This is a genomic window from Planococcus donghaensis, assembly GCF_001687665.2.
In the GTDB taxonomy this organism is placed as follows: Bacteria; Bacillota; Bacilli; order Bacillales_A; family Planococcaceae; genus Planococcus; species Planococcus donghaensis.
Genome location: NZ_CP016543.2, coordinates 2,223,056 through 2,245,574, shown reverse-complemented (window position 1 = coordinate 2,245,574; position 22,519 = coordinate 2,223,056). Strand labels below are relative to the sequence as shown.

The window sequence follows — 22,519 nt, the reverse complement described above, 5'->3', positions numbered from 1 at the left end:
AAGTAGAATCGAAAAAAGGTGCATTGAATCTAATTCAATGCACCTTTTTCTATGGGGAAAATAAAATAAGTAAATACGGACAAAAGAACCGTTTTAAAAGCGAATAATGGAAGGTAAAGAAAAACATGCCTCTTTTAAATCTAGTTCCGCAAAGTTACAATCTAATAGGTGGTGACTTTGAAAAGGGGTGAATGGTGTGCTTTTAGCTTCATTAGGCTGGAAATTGGGACGAATTGAAAAACCTGATGCTGAAACAATGGTATTACAGGTACAAGCTGGTGATGAGCAGGTATTGCACGATTTGCTATCCTATTACTCACCATTTATGAGAAAAACAGCATCGCAAGTGTGTAAACGATATATCGATGATCATGACGATGAATATAGCGTTGCCTTAGCAGCATTTAATGAAGCAATACATAAATTCGATCAACATAATAATGCATCATTCTTAACCTTTGCACATATGGTTATTCGTAGACGCATAATCGATTTTATACGCAAAGAAAGCAGGCGTGATGAGTTTAGCCATGATTTTATGCCCGCATCAGAGTCAGAAGAGCATAATGGTATCGCAGATCATGCAGCAACTATTGCTTACAGTAGCGAACAAGAAAATCATAAGAGAAGCGAAGAAATAGCACGGTACGAAGAAATATTACAAGAATATAATTTGTCGTTTCAAATACTGGTTAAAGTTTCTCCTGCTCATCTAGATGCCCGTGTCACAGCGATTCAAATCGCTCAATTAGTGGCGGAAACAGATGAGTACAAACAATATTTATTAGATAAGAAGAAATTGCCTATTAAAGAAATTGAAAAGCTAGTAAAGGTATCTCGTAAAACAATTGAACGAAATCGAAAGTACATAATTGCAATGGCCTTACTACAGATGAGTGACTTGTATTACTTAAAAGATTATTTGAAAGGGCGGTTAAACTGATGTACAAACAATCTGGAATTTGCATAAAATCAAAAGATAATCGCTCAATATTTTTACTGAAAAATGGTCAATTTGTAAAAGGGACTCCTGTAGGCAACCCTTTAAAAGGAGAAGAAGTGCTATTTTATCCGGATGAAAAAAGGTCAGTTAGCAGCATGCTACCGACAATGGCTCCAATAACAGCTGCTATTGCCATGATGGTCTTGTTTATGTCATCAGTAGTATTTCCTGCTGAAGAAGCGTATGGCTATGTTCAAGTACAAGTTAATCCAGGGGTTGAACTAGGGATAAACGAGGAATATGAAGTAGTGTCTGTCCGCCAGTTAAATAGCGATGGCCATGAGTTGATTCATCAGCTAGGAGACTGGGAAAACAATTCCCTTCAAACCGTGTTAAATCGTGTTCTTGAATTAGCTGTGACTGATCAGACAAGAAACGTCACAATAACTGCGGTCGAAGAAGATGGAAAAGAATTTGATCAAACTATAAGAAAAGTTGTATTAAGCCTTTCCCTAGAAATTGAAAACGATTTAGTAGCAATTCAAATGAAAGAAGCCACAAAAGAACAATGGCGGGATGCGAAAAAAGAGCAAGTGCCTGTTGGCCAAATGATTAAAAAATCTGTGACAGTAAAAAACCAAGTAGAACCAAAAGAACAATTATTAGAACAAGATAAGATGCCGGTATCTACACTACAAGTTAAGGAACAACACAGTTCAAAAGAAAAAAACAGCATAAAAAAACCAAAAGAAGAAACTGAAAAACGTAAAGAAACATCCGATCTTCCCGAAGAGAAAAAAGAGGATAAGTCACTAAAAGAAAAGCAGCAACAAAAAACACCAACGCAAAAAAGTAATGCCAAAGAGTCATCTACCGCCCCTAATAATGCACCTGTAGCGAAACCTGAGAAAGAAATAAAACCAACAAAGACCGATCCAAAAGATAAGCTTATTAAGAAAGAAGAGAAAAAGGTAGAGAAGCAAGAGAAGCAAGAGAAGCAAGAAGAAAAGGTAGAGAAAAAAGTAGAAAAGATAGAAGAAAAGATAGAAGGAAAAGTAGAAAAAAAGATAGAGAAAAATAGTAAAGACGTTAAAAAAGAAAAAATGAAAACCGATTCTGTTAAGGGTAATCACTCAATTAACAAAGAAGAAAATCATGATAAAAGAATAAAAGACGAAAAAGATCACAAGAACAAAAGTGAAGGGAAATAGGTGCTAATAACACAAAAACTGTTTTCTATAACACAGAAAGCTTATAACAAGAGGCTGATTTTATGCTAAGTTCAATCAATAATCAGTCTCTAGTAGAGCATAAAAACGAGAAAGCGAAAATCTAAGTTAAATAGATTTTCGATTTCTCTTTCTTTTTGTCAATTCTTTTCATAGAATGAGGAGAGAGTATAACACTGAAGGGAATCCATGTCTTATGAATAAATCATTTCAAAAAGTACGGAATTTAACACCTGCACAGGCGATTGTTTCGTATTATTTTGTGGCAATTGCTGTTTCCTTCTTATTACTAAGGTTACCGAATGTCCATAAACCGGGAATGACCATTCCTTTAATCGATAGCTTGTTTACTGCAGTAAGTGCTGTAAGTGTAACAGGTTTAACGGTAATTAACGTTGTTGATACGTATACGGTCTTTGGTATTCTTGTTCTAATGACCGTTTTGCAGCTAGGTGGCATTGGTATCATGTCGATTGGTACATTTATCTGGCTTCTTTTTGGTAAGCGTATCGGGTTGCGTGAACGTCAGTTAATCATGGTCGATCATAATCAGTCGAGTATGTCTGGGGTCGTCAAACTAATACGAGAAATTGTGAAAATTATGTTGTTAATAGAAGCGGTCGGTGCACTGGTGCTGACAATTTACTTTACACAGTATTTCCCGACATTCCAAGAAGCTTTACTCCATGGTGTCTTTGGCTCAATAACAGCTACGACTAACGGAGGATTCGACATAACTGGGGAATCATTAGTGCCCTATTTCAATGACTATTTTGTTCAAATCATAAATATGATTCTGATCATTCTAGGTGCTATCGGATTTCCAGTTTTAATCGAAGTAAAAGAATTTATCTCCAACAAGCAAAAATACTTCCGATTTTCTTTGTTCACGAAAATTACGACGAGTATCTTTGCCGTTTTATTAGCTGTTGGAGCTATTGGTATCTTTTTATTGGAATCGGTCAGAGCATTTAAAGGCATGACCTGGCATGAATCACTATTTGCTTCACTTTTTCATTCCGTTTCATCGCGTTCAGGTGGGTTAGTGACCGTCGACATCACACAATTTAGTGATGCTACAAATGCTTTTATGAGTGCATTAATGTTTGTGGGTGCATCTCCAAGTTCTGCAGGAGGGGGCATTCGTACCACAACTTTTGCGATTGCGATTTTATTTTTGATTAATTTTGCGCGTGGGAAAAATACAATTCAAATATTTAACCGTGAAATTGAATTGATCGATGTTTTCCGTTCGTTTGCGGTTATCTTTTTGGCATTCTTTATAGTTTTTGCCGCTACTTTGGCTTTGCTTATCACGGAGCCTGCAGCTACAATTGTTGAAATAATATTTGAAATCACTTCTGCTTTTGGAACATGTGGAATGTCGTTAGGAATCACAAGTGACTTGTCAGATGTTGGGAAAGTTATTATAATGGCATTAATGTTTGTAGGGCGTGTAGGATTAATCTCCTTCTTATTCACCATTGGCGGTAAAACAGATCCGACAAAATTCCATTATCCAAAAGAACGCGTAATTATTGGGTAACCTGAAAAGCTATTATTTTTGTGAAAAAAGAACTATAATTAGTGTAATACAATTTTAGCAGTAGAAAGAGTGAGCCAAATGGACGAAGATATTAAACAATCGTTAAAATTATTTATCGTGCTATCACGCGCACATAAAGCCATCACTGAACAAACAAACCAATTTTTTCAAGCAAGTGGAGTTAACCCAACTGAATTTGCTGTTTTAGAATTGTTGTACCATAAAGGGAAACAACCGCTACAAAAAATTGGTGGAAAAATTCTTTTAGCCAGTGGTTCTATTACTTATGTAATCGATAAGCTTGAAAAACGAGGGTATATCACACGTGTAAACAGCCCAAGCGATCGTCGAATCACATATGCTGAAATATCGGAGTCAGGCAAGGAATTCATGGCGGAAATCTTCCCGCAACATGAAAAAAAGTTACATGAATTGACTGAAGCGTTATCAAGTGAAGAAAAAGACCAAGCCATCGAATTGATGAAAAAGCTTGGCTTATCGATTAAAGATTTATCATACTGACTCAAAAAAACCTTCCGAAATTTCGGAAGGTTTTTTATTGCTTTAAATCATATATACTATTGAATTGCTTTAATCGTTTTACTCATAGCAATAAAGTCATCAGTAGCATTAACTGAGCTGTCGTCAAAAATAGTTAGGCGTACAATAAGATTTTCTAATTCATAGACAATCCCGGTAACCGCGCCTTCAGCACTTGGAATGGTATATGCTACAGACTGCATAGCATTATTATGATCAAAATCAGTGACTTCAACAGGCTCTTGATCGGGGTTTACAGCAGCCAAAGTTTCTTTCATTGTATTTACTACAAAGTCATAGTCGGCTTCAGCAAGTGGGAATGTTTCCACACGCGTAAATACAGCTGTGTTATCTGCTACATACAACACATCTTTATTTGGTTCTTCTGCAGTGAGTTCATATCCATCTTGTACATAAAGTTCGTAATTTTGTCCATCGCTTTGTGTTAGCGTTCCTGCTGGTTCTGTCGATTCACCTTCATCAGGAGTTGACTGTTCTTCTGCAGGTGCTTGTTCTGTCGATTCAACAGGCTCAGTCACTTCATCTTCTTCCTGAGATAGACAAGCTGTGAGCAACAAACTAACCACCATAACGGATGACAATAAAAATAAGTTCTTTTTCATAAAAAAATTCCTCCCTAGCTGGTTTGTCTATTAGACGTCTAAGCGGGAGGAATGTTTCACTTTATATAGATAGTGGCATAATCAAAAACAACAAAACAATCATGACCAAATGAGCGACGATAATGACTGGTAAGCTTTTTTTCCATTCATAAAGAAACCCTAGAATCAAGCTGACAACAATACCAGCTAAAGCACCAAACCAAAACCCACCCAGTGCTAGCGCTAATCCAAATAAAAGGGAACTAGTTAGAATGGCGATAGGTGTAGAGACATATTGCTTTAGCTTTTGTTGTACTAAGCCTCTCCAAAAAATCTCTTCACCTGGTACGATGATAAACATCAGCAGTAAATAGTGCCAAATTGATACAGGGGAAAATCTAGAAAGAAACGTTTCAATCGAGCCGGCTACGTCAAGCGGGGTCAAAAGAAATAATTGATAACCAGCGAAAAAGATTCCGTATAAAAGTGTACCAAAAATTATACCGTAAACCAATAATTTCCATGTGGCAAGCTCATCGAAAATTTTAACGAATATGATAGCGAGAGACATAAGAATCAGCGTCGCAAATGTGTACATATACCAAAAAATCGCAGTATTTTCAAAGGCTAAATTATACAAAAAGAAAGCCAAGGGCAGCATCAAGATCAACGGATGCTGCTTTAAAAAGTTAATCATGTAAATCCTCCTAAATTCAAAGCCATGGAGACTTTATTGACAAAGATGTCTAAGTTGTTTTCTTGCTGTATACTATTGCCTAGAACAGGTTTTTAGACTGTTTATAGTCGTTTCGTATACTTTTTGAGCGTCAATATTTATCATCCGTTTAGTATTATAACAGAATAGCTTATCAAAACTAAGGCAAAAGGAGAACAATTCATGACTGATTACAACCAGCAACTAGAAGATTTGAAAAATGGCGTTATTGAATCCATCACCATTGAAAAAGAAGACTTTTTAGAATTTCGTACAGTTTTGATTGCACGTGAGGATTTTAAACACTTTCGTGGGACGGCTTACCATCATGGCACGACTGTTTATACTTATACGGTAGAGCCATCAAAATAGGAAGCGGGGAGAATAGGTGGAGAATTTAACGCAAGTTAAAGCACAATTAAATCGTTTGGTCGTGGGCAGGGAAAAAGAAATAGACTTTATGCTAATCGCTTTGATTCAAGGGGGGCATGTATTGCTTGAGAGTGTACCGGGTTCAGGTAAGACATGGATGGCGAAAGCATTTGCGGGATCATTTGCAGGTCAGTTTCAACGAATCCAATTTACACCAGATGTTTTGCCGTCAGACGTGACAGGCATTCGTTTTTTTAATCCAAAAACGCAAGAGTTTGAATTGCGGGCAGGCCCCGTACAAACAAATTTATTACTGGCTGATGAAATCAACCGCGCTACTCCAAGGACCCAGTCGAGTCTTTTAGAATCGATGGAAGAAAAACAAGCGACCATCGATGGAGATACGCTTCAATTACCAAACCCGTTTATCGTTATTGCAACTCAAAATCCTGTCGAATCTCAACAAGGAACCTTTCCGCTACCTGCGGCACAACTCGACCGCTTTTTGTTCCGGTTAGAGATCGGTTATCCAACCTATGAAGAAGAACTGTCGATTATCCGAAATTTTCGTGATAACGTCTCCCACAAGAAAGAAATTTTGCCAGTTGCGTCAGTGAAAGATGTCCAACAGTGGCATCTAGATGCAGGGCAAGTAGCTGTACATGAAGACATTGAAACATATATTCTGTCACTAGTGCGAGCGACGCGTGAACATCCGTCGATCGAACTTGGTTTAAGTTCTAGGGCGGCTTTAGCACTTGTTCATGCAGCGCAAGGTAAAGCATTTCTTGAAGGCCGAGATTTTGTTACGCCAGATGACGTCAAATACATATTAGAACCGGTGGCAGTCCATCGTTTACTGTTAACTGCTGAAGGAATGCTTGTTCAGGAGTCGGCTGCGATTTTACAAGAAATCGTAAATTCACTTTCTTCTCCGGTAGAGGCATTTTAAATGCTATGGATGCGCCATGAAGATGACTTGAAAAACATGAAATGGGTATTGGGATTTTTATTTGTTTTGTTTTTTATGGCTATGGTGTTTTTGCAGTTTACTGCGGCGGCGGTCATTATTTTTGTTACAACAATAGTGGGTCTGCAAATATATTATTTAAATCAAGTGGGAAAAAAATTGGTTTTTCAAAACCAGCGTCTGCGAAAACGTGTGCTGTATGATGGGGTTTCAACTTGGCAACTAGCTTTCAAAAATGGAGGCTTGCCAATTTGGGGTGGTCAATTGAAAATTTGGTTTCATCATGCAGTGGAACCAACAGAAGAGCAGCAGATAAGTACTGGAGATTTAATAGAACTTGAACTGCCTTTTACAATTGGTCATAACGAAAGCATCGAAATAGAGGTGCCTGTCACAGGAAAAAAAAGAGGAATCTCTCGCATTTCGAAAATGGAAGTGCTCATTCCTCAACCATTTGGAGAAGGCAGTGTGACCTTAGCGTATCAGCCTAGAATTTTGCATGAGCAACTCGTGTTTCCAAAGCTCCAGAAGTATCCTTTTGGGTATACCCCGTCTCCACAAAAGCCAGGCGAATTCAATTTAAAGCACTCATTGTTTGATGACGCCTTTCAACCAATCGGGACGCGTGATTATGTCTTAACAGATCAATTCAACCAAATTCACTGGAAAGCCAGCGTGAGAATGCAAAATTACCAAACAAAAATTTTTTCGCAAGTAGCAAATGAAACGATGCTTTTTGCATTGAATGTTTCTTCACATTATGGCACTATTCCTAATTTAGAAAAACGAATTGAAGAACTGGCTTCGTATATCGAGAATTGTTTTATTACAGGTGTGCCTTATGCGTTAGCAGTTAATATTCGTTCAGCGGGAAAGATGCCGTATTTGTATTTGTCTGCAGGACAAGGGCAAAAGCAGCGTCAACAAGCATTGGAGCTGCTCTCGGTCATTTCTAAAAACAATGCAACCTTGGCTTTTAGCAATATGTTAGGGCATTTGGACATCCATACGGAATTGCCTTACACCACATACCTATTAACCGATAAGCCAGAAGACGCTCTTCATTTTATTGAAAAGTGGAGAAAACAAACTCAGTTGACGGTTTTACCAAGTAGAAAGGAACGTGATCTGGCATGATTTCCCGCTTTGTCTCGTTTCGCTATTTTATGCTTGATGCTTTTATCGTTTCCTTAATGCTTGTTTTCGTTGAACAGCCAATCGTTTGGCGATGGATAGCAATTGCTTTAGTCGTTTCAGGAAGTGCTTATTTATTATTTTCGATCTATTCTTATCGGTTAGTAGTTGGAATTGGGATTTCTTTTCTTGCTACGCTTATGATGTGGTTTGTAGGAGTCCCATTATGGCTCGCGCTCTTTTTAGGTATGCTCATCATTTATATGCTCCATGGAAGGTATTCAAGCTTTTACAATGAGATTAGTAACGATCATCATTTTTTGGTAAAGTTTGTTGTGGTTTTCAGCGTTTGCTGGATTCTTCTTTTACTAAATCCTGAAGAACAGTCAGCTCAGTTGCTTTTTTCCATTGTTCCCGTAGCTATCCTGTTTTATGCTGTTTCTCAAGTGACTTACCTATACAGCCGTTTTAAATCAAATGGTGCGCGATTATCTCAAGGAGCGAGTGCATTGCTTGTTGCTTTTAGCTTGGCTAGTGGTGCAGCGATTGCTACATTGTTTATCGCTGATGAAGTACGTCGCGGAATAGGCTGGGGTGTTGGCGGAGCCATTCCTCTCTTGTTTTGGCCGCTTGCTCTTTTAATGGAGAGAATCACAAAGTTTTTGTCAGGCTTGTCGACAGAAGAAGAAATGCAAGAAACCATAGACAAGTTGGGACCAGAAGAGAAAATGGCGCAAAGCGATCAGCCAGTATATGAAGCGGTGGTAACAGATTATCCGGTAGAAATATTGCTAGGGCTTGTCATTTTTGGGTGCTTGATTGTACTCATTTTGTGGCTGAGAAAAACAAAGCCACAATTACAAGAACCGATACAAGAAAATAGCACTAGCATCCAGAGAACTCGTCATCAATTAACAGAACCGGTTGTATCAACTGCGACAAAATCGTTAGAGTATCGAATGGATTTGCATCAAATAAGGGAAGCTTTTCGCGAACTTGAAAAATCCGCTAACGAACAAAAGTTAGGAAGAAGAGATTACGAAACGGTCCGGGAGTGGGTAGGTCGGATGAAGTGGGACGTATCTGATGCTTTCTACAACACATATGACCAAATTCGGTATGGTGATAAACAGTTGCCAGAATCACAAGTTGTCCAATTTAAAAAAGATATCCAAAAAATAAAAAATGATTATTTAAAAGAATATGTTTAAAGTCATTTCAAGAGGGGGATAGTATACTTGAACACAGCAACATTCTCATTTCCCCCTTTTGTGGTCGGTCCGTTTACGGGTCGGCTTCTTTTTTGTGTTTTTTTAAGGCAATGCAGTTTTATCATCTCTTTACTAGCGTTTTTATTTCTAATAAGTGTATATCTAGAAGAATTTTGCTAGACTATAGATGAAACTAAAAGGGGGATATACATATGAAACTGGGATTTATCGGAACGGGTGTCATGGGGAATAGCTTAGTCAAACATTTGCTCGACGCTCAGCATGAAGTTTCTATTTATACACGCACTGCTCAAAAAGCAGGAAATTTAGTAGAAGCCGGTGCAGTACTTGTTGATTCACCGCAGAAAGTAGCTGAAACTAGTGAAGTAATTTTTACAATGGTTGGTTATCCTTCTGATGTAGAACAAGTATATTTCGGTGAAAATGGTTTATTAGAAAATGCAAATAAAGGAACAATTCTTGTAGACATGACAACTTCGCAGCCACAATTGGCTCAACGAATTTTTGAAGTAGCTACTGAAAAAGAGCTTCACGCATTGGATGCTCCTGTATCTGGAGGAGATATCGGTGCCAAAAATGGTGTCTTATCCATTATGATTGGTGGCGAAAAAGAAGTTTACAAGAAAATCTTGCCTATTCTTAACTTATTCGGTGAAAATATAGTATTCCAAGGTCCCGCAGGTTCAGGACAGCACACCAAAATGTGTAACCAAATTAACATTGCGAGTAACATGATTGGTGTTTGCGAGTCGATTATTTACGCGAAAAAAGCAGGTTTAGACCCAGAGCGGGTACTGCGATCGATTTCTTCAGGTGCAGCCGGTTCATGGTCATTATCTAACTTAGCGCCAAAAATGATCAACGAAGATTTCCGACCAGGTTTTTACATAAAACACTTTATTAAAGATATGAAGATTGCAGCGCAAGAAGCGGAGAACTGGGGATTAGATTTACCAGGGCTTCGTATGTCGCTCAGCATGTATGAAAAAGTTGCAGCACAAGGAAATGAAGAAAATGGTACACAAGCTTTAATTGAACATTATAAAGCATAAAAACAGCCGAAAACCATTAATGGTTTTCGGCTGTTTTTATACTTAATCAAAATAAGATTTTTTTGGAGAATAAAAACGATCAATTTGTCTTGGTTGATAAGTTTTAGAGAAACTAGATGTTGTCGATTCTTTTTTATGTGGTTCCAATCCGGTTAACGTCCGCAATATCTCTTTTGCCACTTTTAAATTCATGCGACTTGGTGGATTTCGATAAGTATCATCCAAGTGACCTAAATGTTCAAGTGAGGCAAAATCTTCTTTTTTCGGGAGCATGTGAAAATAATAATTGCCGCATTTGACGAGGACGGAAGATTGTTGTTGACTTTTCTGGGGGTTTTTACTGAAGTGTAAACCAAGTTTTAATGCACGCTGTTTTTCAATCATCAAATTTAATGCTTCTTTTTTAAGTGCATATAAATATTGATTGTCGGGAGCGGTTTTTGCGTGCCGATTAACTGTGAAAATGGCTTGTGCGATATCTGAATCTGATTTTGCAGTTGGCATGGACTCATTCCTTTCATCCAATTTAGTGGTAGTTCGATATTATCATATCAAAATTTCCAGACACTGTATACCAAAGGACTGTATCTAATAGAAGGAAAAGTCATAATCTTTGTAGAACTCTATTAGTGAAGGTGAGAACGCCTGACCGAAGTATTGGCAGGTGAAAATCATTAATCTAACTACAGAGTCGATAAGGGGGATGTTTGTATGTTTACAGATCAAACGATTATTGTTACTGGTGGATCAAGTGGTATGGGACTCTATATGGCTAAAAAATTTGCTTCTGAAGGAGCAAATGTGGTGATAACTGGACGAGATATGGAAAAACTCAACGAAGCTGTGAAAACGATTACAGGAGAACGGGGTTCAGTAGAAGTGTTTCAAATGGATGTCCGGGAACCTGAACATGCTAAGGCAATGGTCAAATTCGCTCATGAAAAATTTGGAAGAGTGGATGGTTTAGTCAACAATGCGGCAGGGAACTTTATTGTTCATGCAGAAAAACTTTCGCCGAACGGATGGAAATCGGTAATTGATATTGTATTGAATGGTACATTTTTCTGTTCGCATGCAGTCGGAAATTATTGGATTGAAAATGGTACAAAAGGCAACATCATTAATATGCTTGCCACATATGCTTGGAATGCAGGTGCTGGAGTTGCTCACTCGGCAGCGGCGAAAGCAGGCGTCATGTCATTAACTCGAACACTTGCGGTTGAATGGGGAACGCAGTTTGGTATACGAGTGAACGGGATTGCTCCTGGGCCAATCGAACGAACAGGAGGCGCAGAAAAACTGTGGGAATCCGAGAAAGCAGCGAAGCGAACGTTAGAATCGATTCCGCTAGGCAGACTTGGGAAACCGGAAGAAGTAGCTGAACTTGCAGCTTTTATCATGTCTGAAAAAGCCTCGTATATGAATGGCGAAATTGTCACTTTAGACGGTGGACAATGGCTAAATAAATTTCCTTTTTAAGTAAGTTATAGGGAGATTTAAATAGTTTCGAGCATGCCAATGTGTTATGATGAACCTAAAAGGTGGCATTTAATACAGGCGTTGTAAAAGGAGTAGAGTACATGATTTCATTACCAAGCAAAGATTTTCTTGATACACCGATCGAAGACTATATCATCTCTTCCGAGAAAGTTGCACATGTTCAAATAGGTAATAGTGCAGAACATGCACTACTTGTTTTGACGAAGACAGGTTATTCCGCTATACCGGTTCTGGATTCAAAATATCGCTTTCGCGGCCTGATTAATGCACAACGAATAACTGATGCAATTCTTGGTTTGGACCATATAGAATACGAACGGCTTTCTGATATCCGCGTGGAAGATATTATGGAAAAAGATCTTCCTTTGATCCACATTAATGAGCGTTTTCAAAAAGCGCTAGATATGGTCATTAACCAAAATTTTCTTTGCATTGTTGATGATGAGGAAATGTTTATGGGAATCTTGACACGGCGTGTTGTATTAAAACAACTGAAAAAGCAACTGTATCAATTGAAAAAATAAATGTAGAGAAGGTCTCGTCTTAGAGGCCTTTTTTATGCTTAAAAAAGATGGAGCTTCATGCTTATAACGGTTCAAACACTGGCGCCCGGATTCTAGAAGTATAAGTCAACTTGGCTTCTGCTGATAAAATCTATAAAGGCGTTTTTGTTTTTCTTATACCGAGTTGAAAAGAGGTTTGTTTAATGGAAAAAACGAAAAGGCCGTTAGTTCTAGCTTCTGTTATGTTGGCGATGTTTGTCAGTGCTGTCGAAGCCACGATTGTTTCAACGGCTATGCCTAGTATTGCAGCTGAATTAGGAGGTTTTTCACAATACAGCTGGGTGTTCTCGGCCTATTTACTAATGAGTACGATAACCGTCTTACTGTACGGTAAACTATCAGATATATTTGGTCGTAAACGCATATTTACGATTGGAATGCTATTATTTTTACTTGGTTCTTTATTATGTGGCTTGTCCACATCAATGGATGAATTGATAATTTACCGCTTTGTTCAAGGTCTCGGAGCGGGCGCGGTTATGCCTATCGCCACCACAATTGTCGGGGATATATATACGAGAGAAGAACGTGCAAAAATCCAAGGTTATTTGTCGAGTGTGTGGGGAATTTCAGCTGTTACCGGGCCAGCTATTGGTGGTGTACTAGTTGTAACCATCGGTTGGGAATATGTGTTTTGGGTGAATTTGCCTCTTGGGATTTTATCTTTACTAGGCGTTCTATTGTTTTTAAAAGAACCTGTAAATCATAAAACACCTGTAATCGATTATAAAGGTGCAGTTTTGTTAATGGTCGCCTTGTCTAGTTTATTGTATTTGCTTGTAGAAGGCGGTGTATCATTTAGTTGGCTATCTATGCAATCGTTAATTTTATTCTTATCGAGCAGTTTGCTTATCGTATTTTTCGTATTAGTAGAGCGTAAAGCTGTCGATCCAATTATGCCTTTTGAAATTTGGCGCAATAAAACCATTCTGTATGCGAATCTTGTTTCGTTAGCTACAGGAGTTATTTTAATTGGAATCTCGAGTTATTTGCCGACTTATGTAACTGGGGTCATGGAGCAGCCTGCTGCAATTGCTGGGTTTACGTTAACCGCTATGTCGATCGGTTGGCCACTTGCCGCATTTTTTTCGGGAAGATTATTGCTGAAAATTGGATATTTTAAAACCTCATTAGCTGGCGGGGTTTCCCTCGTGCTGGGAACATTGCTATTTGTCACGATGCAACCTAGCTTTGGTCCTTTATGGGCAGCGATGTCTAGTTTTGCTATTGGTATTGGAATGGGACTAACTAGTACAGCATTTATTGTTTCGATTCAAGCGGCCGTTTCTTATGAACAGCGGGGGGCAGCTACGGCTTCAAATATGTTCATGCGAAACTTAGGCAGTACGATTGGTGTGGCGTTACTCGGAAGCATTTTGAACAGTTCGCTTCTGCGGTATTTTGCTGAAAACGGCCAAAATTATACATTAAGTTCAATCAATGATTTATTGAGTAAAAATACTCGTGTCGAGATGCCAATCGAAGTGTTAAGGTTTCTTCAGCAGGCATTAGCAGAGTCGCTTCAAATCGTGTATTTAGTAACCGCATTTTTCGCGGTGCTTAGCCTGGTATTGATTTTGGGACTTCGTGGTCAAAAAGGGGTGAAGGGTCATGTCAAATGAAGAATTAGTCATTAAAGTGTTGGCAGAAGAAGGAAATATGAGAAAAGCTGCCGAACGACTATTTTTATCGCAACCGGCTTTGTCGCAACGTCTTCAAACTATTGAAAAAGACTGGGGTCAGCAATTGTTTATTCGTTCTCAAAAAGGCCTCTCACCGACACCTGCTGGAGAATTGGTCATCCAATATGCCAATGAAACAATTCAGCGAAAAGAAGAAGTGTTTGAAGTGTTACATACCTTGACCTCAAAAGTGCACGGAACGTTAAAAATTGCATGTGCCACGATTATTGGTCAAAACTGGCTACCAAAAGTATTAAAAGATTTTGTTACACTTTATCCAGAAGCGAAAATTCAACTGATTACCGGCTGGAGCTCGGAAATTGTTCGAGCCCTTTACGACGGTGAGGCTCATATTGGAATTGTTCGTGGCCATACAGACTGGAAGGGACCAAAATTGCATTTGTTCAAAGATACGTTGTATTTAGTGGACAAAGAAATTCGGTCACTTGAAGAGCTTCTTCAAACAGAACGACCATTTATCCAATTTAAAAGTGATTCGACGTATTATGAAGAAATTCAGCAATGGTGGCAAAAACATTTTGCTTCTAACCCTAAACGTCAAATAACAGTTGATCAAATAGAAACGTGTAAACAAATGGCGGTAAACGGAATTGGTTATGCCATCTTGCCATCTATTACGTTAACAGGCAATGAAGACGTGCACATGATGCCATTAACAAATAACGAAGAAGAATTAGAATTAACGCGTGATACGTGGTTAATTGGTTATGAGTCGGCGTTTCAACTACGACAAGTAGAAGCTTTTGTGGCTATAGTCGAAAAACATGCCACTTTATTAAGGTGAAGTGGATGAATTTTTATGCTAAATCAGATATAATAACAACATCACATAACAGAAAGAGGTTTTTATTGATGAAACAAATGGATGCAAATGAAATTATTTCGTACATACAGAATGCTAAGAAATCGACGCCTGTAAAAGTTTACATAAAAGGACAAGGTGTTGCTGATTTAGATTATGGTACAGATTCAAAAGTATTCGGAGAAGGCAATTCAGTAACTGTATTTGGCGAATGGTCAGATATTCAATCAGCATTAGAAGCAAATGCTTCTGTCATTGAAGATTCTGTGGTGGAAAATGATCGCAGAAATTCAGCTATTCCTATGTTAGATATGAAAAACATCAACAGCCGTATTGAACCGGGTGCATTTATCCGGGAAAATGTTGAAATCGGCAATAACTGTATCATCATGATGGGTGCTGTGATCAACATTGGTTCTGTTATTGGAGATGGTACGATGATTGATATGGGCGTTATTATGGGCGGCCGTGCAACTGTCGGGAAAAATTGTCACATCGGAGCAGGCGCAGTACTTGCAGGCGTAATCGAGCCAGCATCAGCTACTCCAGTTATTGTTGAAGATGACGTAATGATCGGTGCTAATGCAGTCGTTCTTGAAGGAGTTCGCATTGGGAAAGGTGCAGTTGTGGCAGCAGGCGCAATTGTTATCGAAGATGTACCTGAAAACTCAGTAGTGGGCGGAACTCCAGCGCGAGTATTGAAATTGATGGATGCAAAAACTCGTTCAAAAACAGAAATCAAGCACGAATTAAGACAGCTATAATCGGTGAATCCAATGGAATTAGTGAAAATTAGAAGAGCTTTGCATCAAATTCCGGAGATTGGTTTTCAAGAAGTAAAAACGCAAGCCTATTTAATGGACATTATTTCTCAGTTTTCGCAAGAGCGATTAGAAATAGTGAAATGGCGTACTGGCATCGCAGTTAAAGTGTTAGGTGAAAATCCGACCAAGCTAATTGGTTGGAGAACAGACATAGATGCTTTGCCAATCCCAGAAGAAACAGGACTAGAGTTTCAATCGACTCATCCAGGCTTTATGCATGCTTGCGGTCACGATGTGCACATGACAATCGCTGTTGGTTTGTTAGAAAAGCTAGTTGAAAAGCCGATTAAAGATGATGTCGTTATTTTATTCCAACCAGCTGAAGAAGGTCCGGGAGGCGCATTGCCTTTTCGGGAATGGTTGAAAAATGAAAAACCTGATTTTCTGCCGGATATGATTGCTGCGTTGCACATTGCACCAGAACTACCTGTAGGCACTGTGGGTACCCGACCAGGATTATTGTTTGCGAATACGTCTGAGTTGTTTATTGATCTTCATGGCAAAGGGGGACACGCGGCTTTTCCTCATCTAACAGAAGACATGGCGGTTGCTGCGGCTTCATTGCTTATGCAATTACAAACGATTGTTAGTCGAAACGTGAACCCAATGGATTCAGCTGTTCTAACAATTGGTAAGCTTAGCGCGGGCACGGTACAAAACATTATTGCTGAACATGCGCGTCTAGAAGGAACGATTCGTACACTGAACAGTGAATCGATGAGCCAGATGAAAAAGCGGATTGAAGCAATATGTCGTGCAGTAGAAGAAGCATACAATTGTCGAGTTAGTATCGATTACGGTTCGAGTTATCTTGAAGTGAATAATGATCAAGAGTTAGCTGAGCAATTTTTGTCGTATGCAAGTCAAGTACCGACTATTAAAGCTATACGAAGTGAAGCAGCCATGACTGGGGAAGACTTTGGTTATTTTACGGAGCAACTTCCAGGAGTGATGTTCTGGGCGGGTGTGAATTCTTCTTATGGTTTGCACCACGCAAAGTTAAACCCAGATGAACAAATCCTAACTTTCATGCCAGATTTTCTACATGGTTTCTTTTTAACACTATAAGAGCAGACAGCTGAGGCTGTCTGCTCTTATTTTGTGGAAAAATTTAAATAGCTTTTGTTATGAGAATATGGAACTATTTTGAATTCGCAGCGTACTAATAAAGAGACGAGTAAAAGGGGGATCAACATGTATAGACGATTGCTGGCATTTTTTGCTTTTGCATTGCTAATTAGTTTTTTTATCGTGCCACAACCATCTTTAGCGGCACCACAAATCACAGTAGATTCAAGTGCCGGTTTTCAAAACAAAGTAAAATATGAAAAAGGCTTGCCGCTACAATTTACGATAACTAATGACGGGTCAGCGTTCTCTGGCGATTTAGTACTTAGTTTTTCAGAAACTTATAACCTTGGAGCCGGGATGGCGATACCCATCGAACTTGCTGAAGGAGAAACAAAGTCACTACAAGTCGCAGTTTCTGGGTTAACAGATACTTACTATTCTGGAGGAACAGGCGACCAAAATATTTTCTTATTTGAAGGTGGATGGAAAGACGGAAAATCTATTGCGTTTAAAGGAAGTAAAAAGATACAGCCTTCCAATTATTCACCTATGTCCTTATTTGTGGCAACATTAACAGACAATCAAGACCGCTTATTGCCTTTAAAACAACTTGCGATACCAAATACCGAAGGAGTGGAAGTATTTCATTTAAATCAATTAAAGAATTTCACATTGCCTACTGAAGCCCAAGCTTGGGACATGATTGACTTTCTTGTTATTGATGAATTTGCCTACAGTGACTTACCCAAACCTACACAACAAGCTATTTTGCTATGGCTTCAGCAAGGTGGACACGTCATTACGGGATCTTCGAGTAATATAGAAGCAGAACTCGGAAATTTGAGTGAGCATTTGCCTTTAAATTTAGCAGAATCAACAGAAATGACAATTCCAGGACTTGAAAAATCCATCCCTGTGATTCAAGCAACTGCTAAAGAAGGAGCAGTCGTTAAACTGCAAAAAGACGGCCAAGTTCTGGCGGCCTCCCAGTCTGTTGGATCTGGTAGTTTGACGCAACTGAGTTTTTCACTTGGTGATGAAACCGTTTCCGGCCAAAAAGGTTATAGTCAAGTGATTTCGAATTTTTTTCCGTCATCCGTAGCCAACTATAATGCGATGGGTGGGCAATCAATTCTCGATTACATGACGTATGAAGTTGGAAGTGTTAACGAACTATTTGATAGCTTTGAAGTGTCAAAACCATTCATTATTACGATTATCGTGCTATATATTTTATTAATTGTCCCTATTCTATATATCGTACTTAAGAAAAAAGACAAACGTGAATATGCGTGGTTTATCATTCCGATGATTGCATTACTGACTTCAATTGGCTTATTCGCATTTGGGGCAAAAGATCGCATTGGTAACCCGCAAATTCAGCAAACTGGATTTTTTGAAGTAGATGCGGATAGTGGATTAAAAGGTTATTACGTCTATTCATTACTTTCAAATCGCGGAGGAAATTATGAATTTACAGCTCCATCATCTACTACCATGACACATCGCTTAGCTAGTGAATTTTCATCCACACAGCCATATTTATCGGCCATGTTGGAAAAAGGAGCTGCAAGCAACCAAATGACGTTGCGTGATATGCGTTATTGGTCTGTGGGTTCAATTATGGGTCAATCATATATTGAAAATAGTGGGGACTTCAGTATTGATTTGGAGGTCGCAAATGAAAAAATTACCGGAACCATTCAAAATAATTTTCCATTTGCAGTCGAAAGTGTTTCGATTTGGACTGGCACACGTCTTATAGACATAGGCAAGTTGAACCCGGGAGAAGAGTTAGTGGTTGATGAAACAGTACAATCGGCCATTTTGTCACCAGCTGCTCCAATCGGTCAGTCTTATAGTTATCAGCCGATCGCGAATTTAAAAGAGTTAGAAAAAGCGCGTCGTCAATCACTACTTGTAACGTCTTATGAACAATTGTCACAAAATGGAAAAACTCCCTATGTAATTGCATATACTCAAGATGCTATTGTTCCAATTACCCTTGAAAACCAACGGGCATCTGTAGAATCTGTTCATCTTATAGCCCAAAGTTTTAAACCGAAATTGAGCTTAAGTGGTGCGATTACGTTAAATACTGATGTATTTTCGATGAATCTCGCATCCGCTAATAACAACGGCTATTTTGAAAACGTATCGGATGATCCTTATATGTACTACTTAGAACCGGGAGAATATGAACTTACTTATGCACTGCCAGAAGATGTGGAGCTAAAAAAAGCTGATTGGGATGAATTAGCAGTGACCAAGTCTGCGACAAATTTAACTGTTAGTATATTCAATTATGAAAGTGAAGATTATGAGGAAATTACCGAGTCTAATCAAAAATTCACTGACAATGCTAAAAATTATTTGAATGCAGAAGGCACTATTAAACTTAAATTAAACATGACTGAAAATAATTCTGGAATTCCCGAAGTGATTGTACCAAAAGTTAAATTGAAAGGAGTGATTGCTCCGTGATTGAAACAATCGGATTGACAAAAAAATACGGTTCTTTCTACGCACTTCAGGATTTGAATTTAGTGGTAGAAGATAGCACAGTTTTTGGTTTTGTTGGCGCAAACGGAGCAGGGAAATCAACAACTTTTTCGATTTTAGCCACACTGCTTCAACCAACAGCTGGAGATGCATTTATCAACGGCGTGAGCGTTACTAAAAATCCTCAAGAAGTTCGTAAACAAATTGGCTATGTACCAGATTTCTTTGGGGTGTATGATCAATTAAAAACGGATGAGTATTTGGATTTTTACGGTGCAAGTTACGGCATTAAACCAAAAGAACGTGAGGTGTTAATTCCAAAGCTTTTGGAGTTAGTCAATTTAGAGAACAAGCGATATGAATATGTCGATTTATTATCACGCGGGATGAAGCAACGACTATGTCTAGCACGTGCATTAATTCACGATCCAAAAATACTAATTTTAGATGAACCGGCATCAGGACTAGATCCACGTGCGCGAGTAGAAATGAGAGATATATTAAGAGAGTTAAAAGCCATGGGGAAAACCATTTTGATTTCTTCTCACATTCTTCCGGAACTTGCGGAGATGTGTGACAGTATTGGGGTTATTGATAACGGTAAATTGATTGCACAAGGATCCGTTGCTGATATTCAAGCCCAATTGCAAAGTGAAAAAGTGCTTCGCGTTAAAATAGTAGGAGATATGCAAGCAGTTATTGCATTTTTTGAAATGGACCCATTTGTTTCTCAGCTTGTAGAATTGCAAGGTAAAAATACCCTTCAGTTTTTCTATCGCGGGAGTGAAGAAGATCAACTGCAATTGTTGCAACGCGCAATTCAACAAAAATTGCCGATTCTTTCTTTTTCTGAAGAAGAAACAGATTTGGAAGATGTCTTCATGGCAATTACAAAAGGAGTGGAAATTGGATGAAAACCCTATTTACCAATCCTGTACTAGTTAAAGAGCTTAAATTGCGTTTCCGCAACTTGAAAAGTTTTACAGGTATTTTGTTTTACTTAATCGCGATGAGTGTATTTGTTTTTGGTTTTATCTTTCTAGCTACATCTTTAACTGGAAATGGTTTTTTCCGTCCAGATGAAAGTTTCATGCTATTTAGTATGATGACGTATATTCAATTAGGATTGATTTTATTTATTACGCCCGCCTTAACAGCAGGTACGATTAGTACAGAACGTGAAAAACAAACGTTGAATATATTGCTAACCACGTCGCAAACATCATTCCAAATCATATTTGGGAAAATGACGTCATCGATTGCATTTTTGTTGTTGATGATTGTGTCTGGTTTACCTATTTACAGTTTAGTTTTCTTATACGGAGGCGTTTCCCCGAGCCAATTATTATATATTTTCCTGTTTTATATGCTGACTTTGCTCGCAATCGCGAGCATTGGGGTCATGTTCTCAACGTTAATCAGAAAAACCATTGTTGCAATTATTGCCACTTATGGAGCAATGATTTTTCTTGCGGGTGTCACGGCATTCTTTTTATTAATCTCTGTTCAAGTTTCTCAAATGGGCATGACTTCGCCGCAGACAACTATGTCGCCAATAGCTCATTTTTGGGCAACGATTAACCCACCGGCAGTGTTGTTGACTTTATTACAGCCACCGATGGAAGAACAATTGCAAACAGTGACGTTGGTACCTATCCCATTATGGATTGGTTACACTATTTTTTATGTATTACTAACAGCTGGAAGTTTATTGTTAGCTGTAAAAAAATTACGCGTAAATATGAATAAATACAAATAAGGAGGGATTCTCATGAACAATCGTGATATTCGTAACTATGTTAAAAAAGTAGAGCGTATTTTGAAGATGCTTCATATCGGACGTAGTTTTCAGTTTGCTTTGTTTGCAGGATTATTGTTTGCTGTAGCTTTGCTTTTCGTATCACGATTGTTCGTCCTTCCTTATTATGAATTTTATGCATATGCAGCAGGAACAACCGTATTAGTTGGTTGGCTGTTATTGTCTTTAAAAGGACTTCCAACTGAGCAGCAAGCAGTACAAGAATTAGATCGCTTCACTCCGCACAATCAATTATTGACGGTGTGGAAACTAACAGAACACAATAAACTGTCAGAAGAGCTGACTTACAAAACGGCTCAAAATATTCCATATAGCTATCAACTGTTTCGAAAAGAACGCAAAGTGTGGCTACGTCCTAAATGGTTGATAGGTGCTGTAATCAGTGCTGCTTTCATGCTCTTGCTTTTAGTGTTTCCAAGCAATTTGCAAAATCAAGCAAATGATGTGGAAAAAGAACTTGAATTAGTAGAAGAGCTTAAAAAAGAAATTGATGATATTAAAAAACAAGCAGAATCAGAAATGGTAAAAAAAGAATTAGAAGCATTAAAAGCTGCCATAGCAGAAAAAGAAAATCCGGAAGCGGTTTTAAAAGAAATTGTGAAAAAACAAAAAGAGTTGGAATTGAAAAACCGGCGGTTAGCAGAAGACAACAATACTGAAGCTAAAAAAACGAGTGAGGATATAGAAAAAGCAGCCGATCAATTAGCTGAACAAGCAGGAAAGACACAAACGACTTTAAGCAATATGGGAAAACCTGTAGCATTTCCGTTGCAACAAACAATTGCTAATCGTGAACAATCGAACGAAAGCAAAAGAAATGGTACTAGTGAGGGTGAGTCGTCTGAAACTACTGGTGAATCAGGTGGTAGTGGACAAGCCTCAGAAACAGGAGAGAACAAATCAACAGGTGAATCAGATTCAGAAAATAGCGAAGCTCAAGGCGAGGGGCAAAGTCAGGGACAAAGCCAGGGGCAAAGTCAGGGACAAAGCCAGGGGCAAAGTCAGGGACAAAGCCAGGGGCAAAGTCAGGGACAAGGTCAGGGACAAGGTCAGGGACAAGGTCAAGGCCAGGGACAAGGTCAAGGTCAAGGCCAAGGTGGCAGTGGAGCTGGGACAGGTAAAGGTAGCCGCGATTTATTGACGGTACCTTCTCGAATCGGTGGCCAAGGGCAAACGACAGTTGATAGTGGAGAAGTTGGTGAAGGCGAAGCTGTTGGCGAGCAAACTGGAACTGTATCTGCAACAAAAGGAACCGTCCGACCCTATGCAGATGTAGTAGGAGATTACTCTACATCGTATTTCTCAAGCGCAGATCGTCTACAATTGCCACCTGATTTACAAATTATTGTAGAACAATACTTTACAGATATAGAAACCGATAAATAGAAAAGAGGGTTTTC

22 protein-coding genes are annotated in these 22,519 nt (G+C 38.7%); 19 read left to right on the top strand and 3 right to left on the bottom strand.

What is annotated here, in order from left to right; translation table 11 throughout:
- Positions 1 to 196 precede the first annotated feature (196 nt).
- From sigI to BCM40_RS11270, 4 genes are all read left to right on the top strand, one after another.
- A complete protein-coding gene (sigI, locus tag BCM40_RS11285; RefSeq protein ID WP_065525839.1) occupies positions 197 to 943 on the top strand; it encodes an RNA polymerase sigma-I factor in 747 nt (248 codons plus the stop codon).
- Entirely contained in the window at positions 943 to 2,154 is a 1,212-nt protein-coding gene (locus BCM40_RS11280; RefSeq protein ID WP_065525840.1) for an anti-sigma-I factor RsgI family protein, read from the top strand. Before sigI ends, BCM40_RS11280 begins: the two co-directional genes overlap by 1 nt.
- A gap of 214 nt (positions 2,155 to 2,368) precedes the next feature.
- The gene (locus tag BCM40_RS11275) at positions 2,369 to 3,718 is read left to right on the top strand and encodes a TrkH family potassium uptake protein (RefSeq protein WP_065525841.1); all 1,350 of its coding nucleotides are present in this window, start codon (positions 2,369 to 2,371) and stop codon (positions 3,716 to 3,718) included.
- A gap of 78 nt (positions 3,719 to 3,796) precedes the next feature.
- Positions 3,797 to 4,240 carry a MarR family winged helix-turn-helix transcriptional regulator gene (locus BCM40_RS11270; protein ID WP_065525842.1) on the top strand — a complete coding sequence of 148 codons (444 nt, stop codon included), beginning with the start codon at positions 3,797 to 3,799 and terminating at the stop codon, positions 4,238 to 4,240.
- Between the two features lie 56 nt (positions 4,241 to 4,296).
- Here the strand turns inward: BCM40_RS11270 and BCM40_RS11265 are convergent, their stop codons facing one another.
- Both BCM40_RS11265 and BCM40_RS11260 read right to left on the bottom strand, forming a co-directional pair.
- Positions 4,297 to 4,881, bottom strand: coding sequence for a hypothetical protein (locus BCM40_RS11265; RefSeq protein WP_065525843.1), 585 nt, complete (start codon positions 4,879 to 4,881; stop codon positions 4,297 to 4,299).
- Between the two features lie 61 nt (positions 4,882 to 4,942).
- Positions 4,943 to 5,557: a CPBP family intramembrane glutamic endopeptidase gene (locus BCM40_RS11260; protein WP_065525844.1), complete on the bottom strand. Its 615-nt coding sequence runs from the start codon at positions 5,555 to 5,557 to the stop codon at positions 4,943 to 4,945.
- Between the two features lie 201 nt (positions 5,558 to 5,758).
- On the opposite strand from BCM40_RS11260, the gene BCM40_RS11255 reads away from it, so the two are divergent.
- The 5 genes from BCM40_RS11255 (at position 5,759) to BCM40_RS11235 (ending at position 10,335) form a co-directional block, all read left to right on the top strand.
- On the top strand, positions 5,759 to 5,947 hold the full coding sequence (locus BCM40_RS11255; RefSeq protein ID WP_065525845.1) for a hypothetical protein: 189 nt from the start codon (positions 5,759 to 5,761) through the stop codon (positions 5,945 to 5,947).
- A gap of 16 nt (positions 5,948 to 5,963) precedes the next feature.
- Complete coding sequence (locus BCM40_RS11250) at positions 5,964 to 6,899, top strand: AAA family ATPase (RefSeq protein WP_065525846.1); 936 nt, start codon at positions 5,964 to 5,966, stop codon at positions 6,897 to 6,899.
- Entirely contained in the window at positions 6,900 to 8,054 is a 1,155-nt protein-coding gene (locus BCM40_RS11245) for a DUF58 domain-containing protein (protein ID WP_065525847.1), read from the top strand. It abuts the gene before it with no gap.
- On the top strand, positions 8,051 to 9,262 hold the full coding sequence (locus BCM40_RS11240; protein WP_065525848.1) for an MFS transporter: 1,212 nt from the start codon (positions 8,051 to 8,053) through the stop codon (positions 9,260 to 9,262). The genes BCM40_RS11245 and BCM40_RS11240 overlap by 4 nt, the downstream gene beginning before the upstream one ends.
- Before the next feature lie 212 nt (positions 9,263 to 9,474).
- Positions 9,475 to 10,335 carry an NAD(P)-dependent oxidoreductase gene (locus tag BCM40_RS11235; RefSeq protein ID WP_065525849.1) on the top strand — a complete coding sequence of 287 codons (861 nt, stop codon included), beginning with the start codon at positions 9,475 to 9,477 and terminating at the stop codon, positions 10,333 to 10,335.
- 42 nt (positions 10,336 to 10,377) lie between these two features.
- Here BCM40_RS11235 and BCM40_RS11230 read toward each other — a convergent pair whose 3' ends face one another.
- The gene (locus tag BCM40_RS11230; RefSeq protein ID WP_065525850.1) at positions 10,378 to 10,839 is read right to left on the bottom strand and encodes a YkyB family protein; all 462 of its coding nucleotides are present in this window, start codon (positions 10,837 to 10,839) and stop codon (positions 10,378 to 10,380) included.
- 207 nt (positions 10,840 to 11,046) lie between these two features.
- Here BCM40_RS11230 and fadH point away from each other — a divergent pair, with 207 nt between their 5' ends.
- From fadH to BCM40_RS11180, 10 genes are all read left to right on the top strand, one after another.
- Entirely contained in the window at positions 11,047 to 11,814 is a 768-nt protein-coding gene (gene fadH / locus BCM40_RS11225; protein WP_065525851.1) for a 2,4-dienoyl-CoA reductase, read from the top strand.
- A gap of 101 nt (positions 11,815 to 11,915) precedes the next feature.
- Positions 11,916 to 12,359 carry a cyclic-di-AMP-binding protein CbpB gene (gene cbpB, locus BCM40_RS11220; RefSeq protein ID WP_008429816.1) on the top strand — a complete coding sequence of 148 codons (444 nt, stop codon included), beginning with the start codon at positions 11,916 to 11,918 and terminating at the stop codon, positions 12,357 to 12,359.
- Positions 12,360 to 12,541: 182 nt separating this feature from the next.
- Positions 12,542 to 14,020, top strand: coding sequence for an MDR family MFS transporter (locus BCM40_RS11215; RefSeq protein ID WP_065525852.1), 1,479 nt, complete (start codon positions 12,542 to 12,544; stop codon positions 14,018 to 14,020).
- Complete coding sequence (locus tag BCM40_RS11210) at positions 14,010 to 14,885, top strand: transcriptional regulator CcpC (protein WP_065525853.1); 876 nt, start codon at positions 14,010 to 14,012, stop codon at positions 14,883 to 14,885. The genes BCM40_RS11215 and BCM40_RS11210 overlap by 11 nt, the downstream gene beginning before the upstream one ends.
- A gap of 68 nt (positions 14,886 to 14,953) precedes the next feature.
- Entirely contained in the window at positions 14,954 to 15,667 is a 714-nt protein-coding gene (dapD, locus tag BCM40_RS11205; RefSeq protein ID WP_065525854.1) for a 2,3,4,5-tetrahydropyridine-2,6-dicarboxylate N-acetyltransferase, read from the top strand.
- Positions 15,668 to 15,679: 12 nt separating this feature from the next.
- On the top strand, positions 15,680 to 16,795 hold the full coding sequence (locus BCM40_RS11200; protein ID WP_065525855.1) for an N-acetyldiaminopimelate deacetylase: 1,116 nt from the start codon (positions 15,680 to 15,682) through the stop codon (positions 16,793 to 16,795).
- 126 nt (positions 16,796 to 16,921) lie between these two features.
- Entirely contained in the window at positions 16,922 to 19,282 is a 2,361-nt protein-coding gene (locus tag BCM40_RS11195; RefSeq protein WP_065525856.1) for a hypothetical protein, read from the top strand.
- The gene (locus BCM40_RS11190; RefSeq protein WP_065525857.1) at positions 19,279 to 20,214 is read left to right on the top strand and encodes an ABC transporter ATP-binding protein; all 936 of its coding nucleotides are present in this window, start codon (positions 19,279 to 19,281) and stop codon (positions 20,212 to 20,214) included. Before BCM40_RS11195 ends, BCM40_RS11190 begins: the two co-directional genes overlap by 4 nt.
- The gene (locus tag BCM40_RS11185; protein ID WP_065525858.1) at positions 20,211 to 21,059 is read left to right on the top strand and encodes an ABC transporter permease; all 849 of its coding nucleotides are present in this window, start codon (positions 20,211 to 20,213) and stop codon (positions 21,057 to 21,059) included. The genes BCM40_RS11190 and BCM40_RS11185 overlap by 4 nt, the downstream gene beginning before the upstream one ends.
- A gap of 12 nt (positions 21,060 to 21,071) precedes the next feature.
- Positions 21,072 to 22,505 (top strand): hypothetical protein, encoded by a 1,434-nt coding sequence (locus BCM40_RS11180; RefSeq protein WP_065525859.1) that lies wholly within the window; start codon positions 21,072 to 21,074, stop codon positions 22,503 to 22,505.
- The last annotated feature ends 14 nt before the right edge of the window (positions 22,506 to 22,519 follow it).